This window comes from Paenibacillus sp. LjRoot56 (assembly GCF_964253335.1).
Taxonomy (GTDB): Bacteria; Bacillota; Bacilli; order Paenibacillales; family NBRC-103111; genus Paenibacillus_E; species Paenibacillus_E allorhizoplanae.
On record NZ_CAXURV020000001.1, the window covers coordinates 1893730 to 1910502 of the forward strand.

At 47.9% G+C, this 16773-nt stretch carries 10 protein-coding genes; all 10 read left to right on the plus strand.

What is annotated here, in order from left to right; all coding sequences use genetic code 11:
* The first annotated feature begins 296 nt into the window (after positions 1-296).
* Complete coding sequence (locus tag ACSQ8O_RS08500) at positions 297-1850, plus strand: extracellular solute-binding protein (RefSeq protein WP_436241208.1); 1554 nt, start codon at positions 297-299, stop codon at positions 1848-1850.
* A gap of 93 nt (positions 1851-1943) precedes the next feature.
* Positions 1944-2843 (plus strand): ABC transporter permease, encoded by a 900-nt coding sequence (locus ACSQ8O_RS08505; RefSeq protein WP_436241209.1) that lies wholly within the window; start codon positions 1944-1946, stop codon positions 2841-2843.
* A 13-nt stretch (positions 2844-2856) separates the two neighbouring features.
* On the plus strand, positions 2857-3726 hold the full coding sequence (locus tag ACSQ8O_RS08510) for a carbohydrate ABC transporter permease (protein WP_436241210.1): 870 nt from the start codon (positions 2857-2859) through the stop codon (positions 3724-3726).
* A gap of 63 nt (positions 3727-3789) precedes the next feature.
* Positions 3790-8559 carry an OmpL47-type beta-barrel domain-containing protein gene (locus ACSQ8O_RS08515; protein WP_436241211.1) on the plus strand — a complete coding sequence of 1590 codons (4770 nt, stop codon included), beginning with the start codon at positions 3790-3792 and terminating at the stop codon, positions 8557-8559.
* A 25-nt stretch (positions 8560-8584) separates the two neighbouring features.
* Positions 8585-10435 (plus strand): hypothetical protein, encoded by a 1851-nt coding sequence (locus ACSQ8O_RS08520; protein ID WP_436241212.1) that lies wholly within the window; start codon positions 8585-8587, stop codon positions 10433-10435.
* A gap of 58 nt (positions 10436-10493) precedes the next feature.
* The gene (locus ACSQ8O_RS08525) at positions 10494-12488 is read left to right on the plus strand and encodes a beta-galactosidase trimerization domain-containing protein (RefSeq protein ID WP_436241213.1); all 1995 of its coding nucleotides are present in this window, start codon (positions 10494-10496) and stop codon (positions 12486-12488) included.
* A 106-nt stretch (positions 12489-12594) separates the two neighbouring features.
* A complete protein-coding gene (locus tag ACSQ8O_RS08530) occupies positions 12595-12822 on the plus strand; it encodes a spore germination protein (protein WP_436241214.1) in 228 nt (75 codons plus the stop codon).
* A gap of 119 nt (positions 12823-12941) precedes the next feature.
* Complete coding sequence (locus tag ACSQ8O_RS08535) at positions 12942-13187, plus strand: hypothetical protein (protein ID WP_436241215.1); 246 nt, start codon at positions 12942-12944, stop codon at positions 13185-13187.
* 177 nt (positions 13188-13364) lie between these two features.
* A complete protein-coding gene (locus tag ACSQ8O_RS08540; protein WP_436241217.1) occupies positions 13365-15203 on the plus strand; it encodes a cache domain-containing sensor histidine kinase in 1839 nt (612 codons plus the stop codon).
* Entirely contained in the window at positions 15181-16749 is a 1569-nt protein-coding gene (locus tag ACSQ8O_RS08545; RefSeq protein ID WP_436241218.1) for a response regulator transcription factor, read from the plus strand. Before ACSQ8O_RS08540 ends, ACSQ8O_RS08545 begins: the two co-directional genes overlap by 23 nt.
* Positions 16750-16773: the final 24 nt, after the last annotated feature.

Below are 16773 nucleotides of genomic sequence, written 5' to 3' on the forward strand. Positions count from 1 at the left end.
CTCCTTTCCTAGTGTTAGCGTTTTCAATATCAGGTGGATGTCATACTCAGCACCAAGCAAATTATAGCACAGAATGAAATAAGGGGAAGGTGAGAGGCGAAAAACATACGAAAAATCGGATAACATAATACTATACAAACAGCCACGGAAAGGAAAAACATAACAAAAATCGAATGAGATGATTGTGTAGTTGTGAGCCACCAGATATCGTAAAGGATGTAACCGTTCCCAATTCCCGGCCGGGGTAGAGCGAGTTAAGGAACGGAATTCATGATGTGAAGCAGGGGGAGATTATTGTGCCTATCTATAAAATGAAACCAGTCGCACTCACCGTCTTAGCAGCAAGTATGGCTGCAAGCGTACTTAGCGGGTGTTCCACAGAAAAGAAAACAGTTGCCGAATCAAGTCAACCGAGCGCTGCTGCAAAGCCGATTGAAATTACGTGGGGCATTCAATTCCAAGCGCCAGCCGTCGTTGCTGATACCCCAGTTCAGAAGTGGTTAGAACAGAAATTCAATATTAAAATCAAGCCGGTCAAAGTGACCGACGCCAGTATCGCTTCCGGTGACGTACCAGATGTGTTCATGCTGGGTGATCCATCCAATGTCTCTGCCTACCAAGCACAAGGTGTTTTGATGGACCTGGACCCCAATATGGTGAAAGAGAAAATGCCTGAATACTATAAAGATGTTGAACAGTCGAAGGCGCTGTTCCAGACGGTAACGTTTAGCAACAAGCTATGGGCAGTCCCGATGTTTATCGATTTGAAACCTTATGACCTTACGATGTTATGGCGCAAAGACTGGCTCGACAAAGTCGGTATCACGAAGCTTCCAGAGACACTGGATGAATTCGAGCAGGCGGCTTATGCTTTCGCGAAGAAAGACCCTGATGGCAACGGTAAGAACGATACCTACGGCTTGACCGGTACGGCGACGTCGACTTGGTCAACGGGCTTTTACTCCATATTTGGCGCTTTTGGTGTACAACCAACCATGTGGCACGAAAAACAAGGACAGATCATGAACGGTTCCATTATGCCAGAAGCAAAGGCTGCTCTTGAGAAATTGCGCAAATGGTATGCAGACGGCGTGATCGATCCTGAATATATTACGGATACACAAGATTCGTACCGCAAGAAACTGTATAACAGTCGGATCGGTGTGATTGAGGAGCAAGTCGGAAAAGCAGCGCTCGCCGATGGTGCGACAATTATTGCGATGAAAGACATCAATCCGAGTGCGAAGCTCCAACTGGGTAAAAATCCGAAAGGACCTGGCGGCAGCGGCAGCTGGGATTGGGGAGTAAAAAGTAATTACATTGTCCTTGGCAACAAGGTGAAGAATGATCCAGCTAAGCTGAACAAAATTTTTGAAATATTGCGTGCAGAAAGCAATGACGAAGAAACGATCAATATGACGAGCTTGGGTGTCAAAGGAACGCAATGGGATTTTGTAGCCAGCGGAGCGACTTCTGGCGCAACGAAAGTCTTAACGGGCTTTGAAAAGCAGGAACAACGTGATGCTGTTGGCATTCGATTGTTCTCGCTTGGTAATATCACGACTCGGGCTTATAGAGATAAATATTCCAATCCGCAGATGAACGAAGCCGTTCGTACGTATTCTTCTGCGCCGAACCAGACGGATGCACTGTTGTTCGCTGCGCTTCTGTCAGATGGAAAGTATAAAAAAGACTTGACGGCACTGACGCAGAAATATTTTGCTCAAATGATTAGTGGAGAATTGCCGCTAAGTGATTTCGATAAGTATGTGGCGGAGTGGAAAGCTAAGGGTGGAGACGAGTTGACTAAGGAAGCCAACGACATGTACCAGAAGCAATTTAAAAAATAATCAGCTTGAGAAGCGAATCCGCATCCCCGGTAAGCAAGCCGTTTGCCGCTGCCGGGGGAGGAGACGCAACTGGCCCTGAGGAAGTGCAAAGACATGAAGATGATTTTGAAGAATAGGGAGCTATTTGCGCTCTATCTGTTTGCTTTTGCCTTTTTTCTCGTATTCAAATATGGCCCGATCTACGGGGTACTCATTGCATTCAAGGATTTTCGCGTTATCGATGGGATATGGGGCAGTCCTTGGGTAGGCTTTAAGCATTTCGAGGCGCTGTTTCATTCAGCCGATTTCTATCGGTTGCTGAGTAATACGCTGCTGCTGAATCTGTACTTGCTGCTGTTCGCCTTTCCCGCACCGATCGTGCTGGCGCTTCTGCTTAATGAGATCAGATCCCGCTTTTTTCAGCGCTTCGTGCAGATGACGATGTATTTGCCGCATTTCGTTTCGTGGGTCATCATGTCCGGTCTCGTCATCTATTTCCTGTCGCCGACCACGGGTATTGTGGCTGAGATCGTCAGCTGGTTCGGAGGAAAACCTGTATTTTACATGGGTAATAAGGAATATTTCCGCTCCATTGTGGTTGGCTCGGCCATCTTGAAGGATATCGGCTGGGGTTCGATTATTTATTTTGCTGCGTTGTCAGGCATTAATCCGGAACTGCACGAATCTGCGACGATCGATGGGGCGAATCGCTGGCAACGTTTGTATCATATTAATATTCCGTCGATTATGCCAACCATAGCAATTATGTTCATTCTCAGCCTAGGCGGCTTCTTGAGCGCGAACTTTGAACAAATTATCAACTTGCTTAATCCAGTCACCTTTGAAACAGGAGATGTGATTGACACTTACGTCTATCGCGTAGGACTACAGCAATTTCAATACAGTTATACGGCTGCGATCGGCTTGTTTAAGTCGCTGGTAGGTTTGCTGCTGATTCTAGGGGCTAACTTCACTGTGCGCAAACTGAGTAAGGGAGAGAGCGGCTTATGGTAGGAGGATTTGCAACATGAGAAGTAGAAACTGGCAGGATCGTTTGAGCGTCAGCTTGATTTATATCGTACTTGGCGCACTCGCCATTATTGTCGTCTACCCGTTTATTCACGTGCTGTCGGTTTCGCTAAGCGGAAGGGGAGAAGCGCTCCGCAATGGCTTTCACTGGTTTCCAAGGGATCTTACCTTGACGCCCTACAAGGAATTGCTGACCTATCCGTTCATCTGGAAAGGGTACAGCAATACGCTGTTCCGTATGGTCGTCGGCACAGCACTTACACTGATCGTTACCGTATGCGCAGCCTACCCGCTGTCTCGCAATGAAATGCCATGGAAGCGGGTTCTCGTGTTACTCCTGCTATTTACAATGATCTTCGATGGTGGGATCGTGCCGAACTATCTGCTTATAAAAGAGTTGCATCTGCTGAATACGCGGTGGGTCTACGTGCTGCCACATGCGGCAAACGCTTTCCAAGTACTGGTCATGATTTCATTCTTCCGCTCGATTCCAGATGCGCTGATTGAGGCTGCGCGGATTGACGGAGCTCGTGATCTGCGTATTCTCACTCGCATCATTTTACCGCTCTCGGTTCCCGTTTTGGTTACGATAGGCCTCTGGTCGCTTGTGTATCACATTAATGCCTTTATGGACAATTTGCTGTATGTGACTGATCAATCCAAATTCGTGTTGCAGCAGATTGTCCGGCAAATTCTGATTGAGAACAGGCTCGATCCGTTTACGACGGCAGTGAATGAAATTCCGCCTGCGCCAGAGAGTTTGAAGATGGCAGCGGTAATCGTATCCGCCCTTCCAGTGTTGGTGATGTATCCTTTCCTGCTTCGTTATTTCGAGAAAGGTACAATGATTGGTTCGGTGAAAGGATAGCGCAGTCCTGAATACGTCTCTCCAGTGACAAGTTAAATTTATTTTGCGAAGGGATGTAGAGATATGCTTAGAAAAAAAGCAATTATTCTCGCGATCACTGCCATGATGTTGAATCTGTTCGTTTTACCTGCCGTTCAGGCCGAATCCGGATTACCGGAAACGGCCTTCTATGTGGCCACAGATGGAAGCGATTCCAATGGGGGCGGAATCGATGAGCCTTTTCAAACACTAGAAAAGGCTCGAGATGCAGTTCGTCAGTTGAAGAGCACTTCCGGCTTGCCGGATGGCGGTGTGACCGTTTATTTGCGGGGCGGCACGTATAATCGAACATCCAGCTTCCAGATCGAGCAGCAGGACTCCGGCACGGCTGACAGTCCGATCACGTACAAAGCCTATCCGAACGAGAAGGTAAGTCTGTCCGGTGGTCAATCGCTCGACAAGAGTTGGTTTACACAAGTTACCAACCCGGCGATTCTGCAGCGGATCATTAGTGCCGACGCCCGTACCAAAGTGCTGCAGGTTGATCTGAGTAGTCACGGCATTTCGGATTACGGCGTGATGAGCCGACACGGTTACTATAAGGCGAACGATGTCAGTCAGGTTCCACCGATGGAGCTGTACGTGGCAGGTGAAGGTATGACACTTGCGCGCTGGCCGAATAGCGGTACGGTGCAAATGGGTGACATTATTGATGCGGGGCCGACACGTAAGGATTCTGATCTGCAGGATCGAGGAGGGACGTTCAGTTACACGTACGACAGGCCGCAATACTGGACGAATGCCGACGACATTTGGCTGGATGGTATTTTCGGTTACAGCTGGGAATGGTCGTATAACAAAATCGCTTCGATTGATACATTAAATAAGCAGATTACATTGCGCTACGGCGAAATGAGCGGCTTGTTCAAGAACTGGTATCCGGATTTCCATTTCGCGCAAAATTTGCTCGAGGAGATCGATATGCCCGGCGAATACTACATTGACCGTACGCAGGGGGTCTTGTACTTCATGCCGACAGCATCGTTTGAAGATGAGCATCCCGAGATAACCGTTACGATGCTGAAAACACCGATGATTAATTCGGTAGGGGCATCCTATGTTACGTTCGAGGATCTGACTTTGGAGAATGGGCGCGATTCGGCTGTGGTGATTATGGGTGGTGATCATGTGCTGCTATCCCATTGTGAAATCCGCAACTTTACAAACGGCGGTGTGCAGATTAATACGCCAAGCCGGTGGTTATACAATGATTTTGCGACAGCAACGGGGGTGAATCACGGAATAACAAACAGTCACATCCATCATATCGGCGGGACAGCGGTCACTTTGAACGGAGGCAGCCGTGTCACGCTGGAGCCTGGTAACAACTATGTGGAAAATTCTCATATTCACGATTTCGCTTATTATCACAAGGCGTACAATCCTAGCGTCATTCTGACCGGTGTCGGCAACCGTGTGTCACACAATGAAATTCACGATGCGCCGCATCCCGGTATTCTAATCTTTGGCAACGACCACTTAGTGGATTCCAACAACATTTATGATGTATGTAAAATGTTCTCCGATCTCGGAGCCATCTATATGAACGCAGGCGAGACACCGCAACAGCGAGGGACCGTCATTCGAGGGAATTATTTTCATAATATTGGTGAATCCAAAGCTGGGGTAGAAGGCGTTTATCCAGACAATTTCACAATGGGGCTGACGATTGAAGATAATATTTTCTACAAAATGGGCAATTCCGCAATTAAAAATAACGGTGGGGCGCACATCAAGACTCGGAATAATCTGTTTATCGATAGTGAAGTACCTTATGATTATGCCGACATCTATCTAGGTGACGCACCAGATAAGCAGATCCCGAAGAACTACATGCCGAAATGGCAGACGTTGTTTGCCCAAAATAATAATTTTGTAGGGACGCCGTATTTGGTCAAATATCCGGAGCTCGCGGACTTCTTTACGGAGAATCGGTATTATCCGACCACGAACACCTTAGAGAATAATGTGATCTATAACCCTACCAGGGCCCGCAGCAGCATTACTAATGCGCAAGGGGCTTACGATAAGTTTAATCTGCTGCAGTATGCGAATAACTGGGTGACGAACAGCGATCCTGGCTTTGTAAATCTGGCGGCTGGTGATCTCAATCTAAAAAACGATGCTGCAGTTTTCCAGCAAATACCCGGCTTCCATCCGATTCCTTTTGACGACATAGGGATTATTGGCAAAGCGGGACCGTATCTGGCGCCAGATACCATTCCAGTACAAGGTGTTCGTGCCTATGATGCAAACGTGACGATTGGAATTGGCAAAGCATATGAGCTGCACACGGCCGTGTTACCTTGGGACGCCACGAATCCAAAGCTGTTATTTACGTCCAGCGATCCGAGTGTTGTCAAAGTGGACAGCAAAGGAACGATGAAGGGGGCGGCTATCGGCCAAGCAGTCATCACAGTCACTTCAGCAGAAAACCCGCTGCTTCAAGATGAAGTCATGATTAACGTCGAGATCGGAGACGGTATTTATGAATATACCGATTTTGAGACGGGGCGAAATAGCTGGCCGGTGGATCCGAATCGGTCCGTCATCGATATGGCTGGCAATCATATGTATAAAGTGCTGAAAGGCGCAACGGCAGTTTCGCCGAACGAATATACCAATTACGAACTGACATTCAAGATGAAGACGCCGCCAACCATGCCAAGCCTAGGCACGATTTATTTCTTCGACAGGCTAGGTTCGAACGGTGGGGGACGCATCGGTTACCGCAAGCTTGAGGACGGTACGTCCAAATGGCTTCTCTATAATAAGGCCTGGGGGACCGTTAAGGAAGTGAACCTGCCATACTCGGATTTGGCACCGGATACCGAGTATAGCGTCAAGTTGCTTGTAAAAGGTGCTGACATCAGCCTCTATGTGGGTGGCGTGCTGAAGCTTAAGGCGACGGATGCGACGTATAATCCATCCGGTACGGTCGGCTTTTATGCAGGCGGCTTTGATTATCTATTGTTCGACGATATCAAGCTGTCTGTGCCGACCACGAAGGTTGCCGGGCTGCTGTTGGATCGAACCAGCGCAAATATCGGGGCGGATGAACAGCTGAAGCTGCAGGTGAGCTTTGATCCTTCAGACAGTGTAAATCACGCTGTTTATTGGACATCGAGCAATCCAAGTGTAGCCGTGGTCGATGCAAACGGCTTGGTTACCGCCGTCGGATCTGGGGAGACGGACATTACCGTGACGTCGGTCGAGACGCCTGAAGCGTCAGCGACAAGTCACATCATCGTGTCGGATGTTCTGCTGAAGACGGATTTTGAATCCGGCGGAGGCGGCTGGCCAGTGGATCCGAATCGTAGCATTATAACCGTGAATGGCGACCATAAGTATCGGCTTTTGAAAGGGGCGTCTGCCACATCTCCGCGTTCGTTCACGAACTACGATTTGACGTTCAAACTGAAGACACCGGCCACGATCCCGAGCGCAGCGACGTTTTATATATTTGATCGCTTGGTTTCCGGCAGCGGCGACCGAATCGGGTACCGGAAGACGGTGGACGGAGCGTCGCAATGGATTCTTTATAACGGTTCATGGGCGACTGTGAAACAGTCCAATTTGAACTATGAGGATTTGGCTCCTAATACGGAGTATACCCTTGAGCTGATCGTGAACGACGCGAATATCTCTCTATTCGTCAATGGGGTGCTCAAGTTAAAAGCTTCCGATCCAGCGCACAATTTGACCGGAACGATTGGGTTCTATGCAGGCGGTTTCGATAATCTGCAGTTTGACGACATCGTGGTCACGCAGCTTCGCAAACCGATCACGGAAGCAACTATCGCTCCTACTCAGCCAGATGGAGCCAATAACTGGTTCGTGCATCCGATTACGATTCAGTTGGGTCGAGGCGAAGGATCGTCCACTTTGTCACAAACGAACTACAGTCTGGACGGCGGAGCGAATTGGAGCGTGTATACATCGCCACTTACGCTCGACCAGGATAACGGAGCGATTGACTTCCGATACCGTTCAACTGATCTGGCAGCAAATATGGAGACAGCGAAGGCGATCACGCTTCATCTTGACCAGGCAGCGCCAATTACAACGTCTGTGCTGTCACCGGCGCAGCCGGACGGACCGAATGGATGGTACGTCCATCCGGTTACCCTGACACTGTCAGCGTCTGATGCGACTTCTGGCGTGACGCGTACTGTGTATAGTGAAAATGGAGGAGCGACTTGGCAGCCCTATCTGACTCCGATTGTAATCAATACGGATGGCATCCACGCTGTTTCTTATCGTTCTATCGATCAAGCAGGGAACGAGGAGACCGTTCAAACGGTAGGTGTTCAGCTAGATATGTCGGCTCCGGTTATCGCCGTTTCTACGCCAAGCGCGAATCAGGCGTTGAGTGCCAGTGAAGTGCTAATACCTCAATTTACGCTTACCGATTCTTTGTCCGGTGTAGATCAGTCCAAGACGAAGTTATGGCTTGACGATCAGCAAGTCTATGAGGGGAATCAGATTCCACTGTATACGCTCCCTCTTGGGATGCATGCGCTTATCGTGAAGGGGGTTGATACAGTAGGGAACGAACGGAATGTTACTGTCACGTTCCAAACCTATGCTGACATCCAATCGCTGCAGTCGCTAATTACTAAGTTTACAGCCATGTCATGGATTGATAATAAGGGAATCGCGAACAGTCTGGTAGAAAAGCTGCAGCATAGCAAGTTGAATGCATTTCTTCACGAAGTAGAAGCACAAAGTGGCAAGCATATCACATCAGTTGCTGCGCAGATACTCCTCAGGGTTGCGAGTGTCTTGCAGTAGACGTTAAGCCAAGAAGGAGAACAACATGATTTCGTTCCATCAGTTAAGAGAAGCGATATTAGCCGTGCAAGAAAGGCCAACAACGCTGATAGGCGGGGCCTGGACACCGGCGAAAAGAAAGGAATTGCTGGAAGCTCCGCACTTAGCAGGATTGATAGAGGAAATACATGAGGAAGCGGAGAGGGCCAGGCGTGAGCCTGTTCCTCTCCTGTCTTTTGCGGATTTCCAGGCATTTCATTCAACAGGAACTCGTAAGGAATTCGAAAAGCCTTATTTTGAGCGAAGAGGACGCTTGCTTGCTCTTGCCTTGACGATGGCACTTGATAATAGCGATACGTATAAAATGACGTTGGAAAATCTAATCTGGGAAATTTGTAATGAATATGCCTGGGCTGTACCAGCGCATCTACCCGATACAATAGAGAAAGTGTTGACGGCGCGTGTTCCTCCGAACCGCTATGTGGACTTGTTCGCCGCTGAAACGGCGCATGCTTTGGCAGAAGTGCTGTATCTCGTCGGGAACCGCTTGAATGACTGGGTAACGATCCGGGTGAAGCAAGAAATTGAGCATCGTGTGTTCCAGCCCGTGTTTGAAAGTGCTCATCATTTCATTTGGACTTCAAAGACGAACAATTGGTCGGCCGTATGCAGCGGTGCTGTCGGTATGGCGGCGCTGTTGCTGATCGATGATCAGGAGCGGCTCGCAGGTATGCAGGACAGGGTAGTGAGCGCCATGGAAAGCTTCCTTGTGGGATATGGAAATGACGGCTGCTGTCCGGAGGGGCTCGGATACTGGCGGTACGGTTTTGGTTATTTTGTTTATTGGGTTGAGATGCTTTATGAGTTTACTAACGGGACGATAGATTTGTTAAATCAGGACAAGATCAAAAGGATTGCCGAATTCCCGGCAGCCGTTTCACTCAGCGATTCTTCCTGCATCAATTATTCGGATTGCAGGCCAACCTTCAGACCGGCTACTGGACTGATCAGTCGTTTGTGCCGCAGACTCGGCATCGCTCCACCGAAAATGACGTGTGTGCCTTCGTTTCATGAAGATCATTGCTATCGCTGGCCGTTCACTTTCCGCAACATGATGTGGACAGAGACGCAATGGCTGCATGCTCCAGGAGCGGATGGGACCTTTTACTTTGCCAGTACAGATTGGCTGGTGGATAAGCGCGAAACCTCGAAGGGTTTGCTTGCCTTCTCGGCCAAAGGAGGTCATAACAACGAGCCTCACAACCATAATGACCTCGGGCATTTTATCATCCATATCGCGGGCGATACGCTGTTGGCAGATCTCGGAATGGGGGTGTACACCCGCGAATACTTCGGGAAAGAACGCTATGACCACCTGCACGCATCTTCAGGGGGTCACTCGGTTCCTATTATCAATGGAGAACAACAGGCAGCTGGTGAAGCATACAGGGCAATCGTCACGAGAAACGAAATGGATCATGGCTCCGTCAGGTTTGAACTGGATTTGACGCATGCCTATAGACCCGAGGCACGGATCCATCTGTTCCACCGGTCCTTCGAGTGGAAGGTTTGCCAAGAAGAGGCCAGCGCAAGGTTAACGTTAACGGATCATTTCGTGTTTAATGAGGGGACTGTAGAGTCAGAACGGAGCATAACGGAGCATTTCATCAGTTTCCATAAACCTGATATCAGCGGTGGCGAGGTAACCTGGCTGGGAGAGAAGGGAAACGTCGTTTTACGATTTGAACCGCTAGAGCTGTCGGCGCATGTGGAAACCGTAGAGATACCAAGTCGTGATACTCATCCATTGACGGTATATCGCTTATATCTTCACGCTGGGCAGCTAGCCCAGACGTATACATGCAGGTTAGTCCTGTCATGTTGTTGTATACACTGAACCCGTTCAATTAAGCGTTGCACATCGTGTAAGTATGAAATAGAAAGGAAGAGAACACATGCGATTTCGTCAGGTGCATCTTGATTTTCACACCTCCGAAGCCATAGCGCCGATTGGAGAACGTTTTGATAAGGGGCAGTTTCAGGAAATGCTTAAGCTTGGCCATGTGGATTCCGTTACAATTTTCTCCAAATGTCATCACGGCTGGGCTTACCATCCGTCAGAGGCGAATGAAACTCATCCTGGGCTGAGTTTCGATTTGCTTGCCGCCATGATTGAGGCTGCACATGACATTCATGTGAAAACACCTGTATACCTATCGGCTGGCTTGGATGAAAAACTGGCAAGACGACACCCGGAATGGCTTATCCGTGATGCGAACGACCAAACGAATTGGGTCAAAGGCTTTTTGCTGCCGGGTTATCACCAGTTTTGCTTAAACTCTCCCTATTTGGAAATCTTGATCGATCAGATCCGGGAAGTCGTGTCCCGATATGATTTGGACGGCCTATTTTTAGACATAATTGGCATACGCAAGTGCTACTGTCATAGCTGTGTAGAGAATGTTCGCCAGGAAGGCAAGGATCCACGTGATGAGAAGGCTATGCAAAGGTTATGGGAGAAAACTTACGCGAATTATACGACGAGGGTGAAGGAAACGGTCCAATCGATCAAACCAGGGCTGCCAATCTTCCACAATGGCGGACACATTGCGCGAGGTCGACGCGATTTGATAGATATGAACACACATTTAGAGCTGGAATCGTTGCCGACGGGTGGTTGGGGTTATGACCACTTCCCGCTATCGGCTAGATACGCGCAAACGCTTGGCGTTGATTTTCTAGGTATGACGGGGAAATTCCATACGTCTTGGGGGGAATTCGGCGGTTATAAGCACCCGAACGCACTCCGTTACGAAACTGCGCTCAGTATCGCCAATGGTGCCCGTTGTTCGATAGGCGATCAGCTGCACCCTGACGGTTATATGGATGCAGCGACCTATGCACTGATTGGCGCGGCGTATCGCGAGATCGAGGCCAAAGAGGCATGGTGCGTGAAGACGACGAGTGTTGCCGATGTGGCGCTGCTAACGTTGGAAGCAACCGGCTTGCATCCGAAGGCCAATGTGACCACGTCAGATTCCGACGCAGGGGCTGTGCGCATGCTGCTTGAGGGCAAATTCCTGTTCGATGTCATTGATCAGGAGAATGATTTTACAGCTTATAAGGTGCTCATATTACCGGATTATGTAGCGATGGAGGAAGAGCTTCAGAGCAAATTGGAGCATTTCTTACTCCAGGGTGGCAAAATTCTCGCGACGGGCTGGTCCTGTCTTAATCCGGAGGGCACCCGATTTACAATCGACCTCGGGGTACGGCATGTAGGGATAAATCCCTACCGCCCCGACTATTTCCGCCCACTGTTCAATCTTGGAAGCTGTAGAGAAGCCTCCTACATTTTCTATTCACAAGGACAAAAAATCGAACTCGCAGGCGGAACCGAGCTTGCACACCGTGAGAACCCTTATTTTAACCGTGATCTGTTTACGTTCTGCTCGCACCAGCATACGCCAAGCAGCTATGTATATGGAGGACCGGGTATGGTGGAAAGCGAAAGAGGTGTATATATCGCATGGAACATATTTGAAGATTATGCGACCAAAGGCAGCCTCATATTGAAGGAAGCGGTCCTGCATGCCTTGGATCGTTTGCTCCCTGACAAGACGCTGCAAACCAATCTTCCGGCACAAGGCGTCGTCACACTGCAGGACCAAAAAGAAGAGAATCGTCTGGTTAATCACTTGCTGTACGCAACCCCAATCCGTCGAGGGAAAAACATCGAAGTCATCGAAGATATTGTTCCTATGTATGACGTTCAGGTTTCTGTGCGAACTTCCAATCACGTGAAGAACGTATATATGGCACCGCAGATGACAGAACTCCCCTTTACGTACGAAGAACAGACGGTTTTCTATACAATACCTAAGCTGGCGTGTCATCAGATGGTTGTCATCGAGTATGAATGTTCCACGAAAGAAGAACAGGTTCATTAGGACCTGTTCTTCTTTATACTCATACAATTATCCATCCAACCAACAAGTGACCAATAGGCGCCTGAACACATACAATGGTTAAGAGTTGGAAGGGAGTGGCCGGAGCATGCCTGCAATTATTAACGGTGGAATCAAAATCCTCAATGTCGCTCAGGGTTCCAATGTCCAGATTGGCGATACTTTGGCAATTAGCCTTACCAGCAGCTCCAAAATCTTTGCGGGAGCTAACTCGTTTTCGCCAGGGGATAGCTTTGGAAGTGTTCAGAATGTACTCAATGGAAGTACCAATACAGTGGATCCGGATGTTGTGGATACGCCAAATAATACGATTTAATTGATGCTTTTCTTTTTCCATAAATTGGACGATTACTGAGTAGAGATTGACGGTCCTAAAGTGGTAGGGTGCTGCGAAAGATATACGGAACGCGAATCCATTTTAGGGGATAGAGAAGCTTGTTAAAACGAAAAGTGATTCGGATATATATTGGAAACCTAATGTGGTTTCTTCCAGTCCTAATTTTGATCATGGGGGTCAATCCATCTGTCACAGGCAGTTTTTGGTGGAAGGCGCTGGGGTTTCTACTCTTTGCTAGCATTGTTGTCGTATGTATCAGTTCCTGGCTTCAGGTACACCGTGAACAACGTGAACTTGATAAAAAACGACTTGATTATGAATCTGTTGTATACCGTCAATTCTAATAAGACTGACCGAACGTCGATGCGATACGCATGGGCGTTTTTTTCGTTTTTTTCGTACACCTAAAGATCATATCCGTTTTTCGATAATAAATAGATGTCAGCCCGTAGGGGATGTATTACACTAGTAGGTAGTATAGCAGTGGAATGATTAGGCACAATTCAGGAGGCCATCTGTAGATGAAGCATCGGCAAGTGCTACAGTACATTAATCAGCATTTTAAAGTGAAATTAATTTTGACACTGTCGATCATCATCATTCTGTGTTCCCTCATTACGGGATACATTTCGTATCGTATTTATTTAAATTTGTTTGAGAGTGAGATCAGTAAGCAGTATTTAACGACCAGTGAGCAGACGATGGAGCAAATTGGTTATAAAATACAAGATATGTATCGGATTACCGATTTTATTATTTTTCACCCCCGTGTTGAGCAAATTGTGCAAGGGATTCGTGCGGAGCCGCCAGAGGGTGAGACAAAAGCGTATCGCAGATTTATTTTGGAACGTGAATTGTCGGAAATTTTGTTGCCTTTGAAAAATGAAACACCGCAAATACGTGCGTTATATATCGTGGATTTGGAAGGGAATAATTACTACTTCAGTCATACGAACCCATCGATGCAGATTACATTTCCTGACTTTTACAATAAGGTGAAAACGGGTGTGAACCAGACTTCAGCAGAGATCGTATGGCAGCGATTAAATATTCCGGATTCCTCCGATCCTTCCGGGGAGAAAAGCAATCTGGTCGCAACCCGCTTGCTCAAATCGACGAAGCAGCAAGCAGCTTACGGGACGCTGGTTATGATTATTGATGAGTCTTTTCTGACAAGCCCCCTAGACAAGCTGATGGCTGGCAGGACAACGGGAGCGTATATTTTCGACCAATATAATAAATTGCTGTATAGTCGAGTGCCGCAGGGCAGGGCTGGGATTATTCCTGCATGGGAGAATCAGGAGCGCTCATTTATCGAGCGGAATGAAAATGAGGATTATTTGTTTGTGAAAAGCACGTACGAGGCCCGCTCTTTCAAGCTGGTTAGTGGTATTTCTTTAGCGGATATTGAGGAAAAAGGCAGGATGGTCTATCAGGTCGCCGTCATTTCTGGTCTCATCAGTGTTCTGCTGATGGCAGTCTGTGTCTCGATTTTCAGCGGCAGGATGTTGAAGCCTTTACATGGACTAGTGTCTGCCATGCATCAATTGCGCAGAGGTAATTTGGAGGTTGAAATTCCCAAAACGTCGAATGATGAGTTTGCTTTTCTAGCGGAAAGTTTCAATCGGATGGTCGAGAACATTCAATCGTTGATCAAAGAAGTGTACGTCAGCAAGCTGAGTGAACAGGAAGCGGAGCTTAAAGCGCTGCAGGCACAGTTGAATCCGCACTTTTTATACAACGCACTGAATTCAATTTATTGGAAAATCATGCTGCTGTACGACGATGTGGAGACGGCTTCCTTAGTAACAAGTTTATCTGATTTATTGCGGTATTCTTTGGAATCGGTATCTACGCCAAGTACTTTACAAGAAGAACTTACGCAAATTCGCAATTATATGACGATCCAAGAGGCACGGCACGGTGAAGGGCTGCATGTTTCCATTGAAGCAGAGGAAGAGTTATTAGCTTGTGGCATGCAGAGGCTTATCCTTCAGCCATTAGTTGAGAATGTATTCGTTCATGCGTTTCGTGATCAGCCGGACAACAAGCGGTTATGGATTCGCGCTTTCCGCCAAGACGCTGATTTACAGATTGAAATCGAGGATAATGGGAGCGGCATCGATGAGGAGACGTTTGTTCGTCTGACGGAAGAGCAGTCGGTGTATGATCATCAGAGGGAACGGGAGAGTATTGGTGTTCGGAATGTTGTACGTCGTATTTACTTGGTCTATGGCGATCCCTATCGCTTAGAAATCGAACGCTTGCCGCAGGGCACGCGGATGCGTTTGATTTTACCGTGTGAACAGATGAAGTCATTCGAAGGGGGAATGGTCAATGAACCACATCTTATTAGTTGAGGATGAGCCTTTATTTCGAAAAGGACTTGCCAAAATGATTACGGGCTCTGAAACCAACTGGCATGTTTGCGGTGAGGCAGAGAACGGGCAGGAGGCAGAGATCCTCATAGCTGAGAGGCTGCCAGACCTCGTTATTACGGACATTCGGATGCCATTGATGGATGGCTTAGAGCTTCTCAAACGAAGTAAGGCTAAATTTCCACATGTTGAGTTCATTGTCATTACAGGATTTCAAGATTTCCAATATGCCCAGGCCGCATTGCGGTACGGTGCCTTGGATCTGCTCATCAAACCGTGCGGTAAACAGGATATATATGATGCATTAGATAAAGCGGAGGTCCGTGTGTTGGAGAAGCAAGCGAATCTTCGAAAAGCGGAAACAGAGCACGCCCTATTACTGGAGAACACGCTGAGAGGGCTCTTGTTGCGCTTCCCCTATCGGGCAGAATTAGCAGCGGAGTTAGAAGTGAGCTTAGCTGAGTGCAAATTGATCTTATTCCAGATCACGGACTTTATGCCGTCACACAAACTCTATATGAAGCGGGATATGCCATTGCTGCAGTTTGCGGTGCTAAATATGATCGGCGAATTGCTTGATATATATCACAGCGATGGAAAATTGTTATTGATCGAAAATGGGCAGTTTGCCTTGCTTTGTCAGGATTCGTTTGAGGAGAAGCTGCTTTGTGAAGCGGCTTGTGAAACAGTGGAACGGTTACTTGGCTTACAGATGTCCTCCTATTGTGCAGGGGCAGCATCTGGTGTACAGGATCTTGCCGATCTATATGAGGCGGGGCGCAGGAAGTTAGGTACCACAATGGTTGCGGTAGAGGGCCAAAACGAAGTACAAGTCGATAAACAGTTATCGACGAATCGTGCGCAGCAGCAGCTTATTAGCACACAGACAATTGCGTTTATTTTAGCTGGACAAATCGAGTCGATGAAGCTGTATCTAGCCCAATTGATGAAGGACATCTATGGATTGTCCGTAGAAAATGGGAAAGTAGAGGCTTTGTCGTTCAGTTTTGCTTTACAGGATACAGCGCGTAAGCAGTTTGAGCTGGCGTATGACCCACAGTTATTGACAGAGCGCATCGCGTTGCTGCACGCCTGTGGCACGAATGATGAGGTGTCCCATTGGACGGGGATGGAATTGGACCGTTTCATGAGTAGTTTTATCGCGTGGCAGGAGAAATATAGCGAGAATGTCGTGTGGAAGGCAGCTCGATACATGGAGGAGCATTATGCGGAGCAGCTGCCGCTTCAATTGGTGGCCTCGCAGGTGCATTTGAATGCAACATACTTCAGTCATTTGTTTAAAAAAGAAACAGGGCGCAGCTTTGTTGATTATTTAATTGAACTACGGATGGAGAAAGCGAAGGGCCTGCTGGCCAATACGGATATGAAAATCACCGAGGTGTCGGGCGTCGTTGGGTACGATTTGCCGAACTATTTTGCTAAACTATTCAAGCAAACTACGGGCCTGTCGCCGAAGGATTACCGCAAGATGGTTCGACCTGATCCGATGAGCAGCGCACGGAATTAACTTGATAGCGTCCCCATCGTCTGG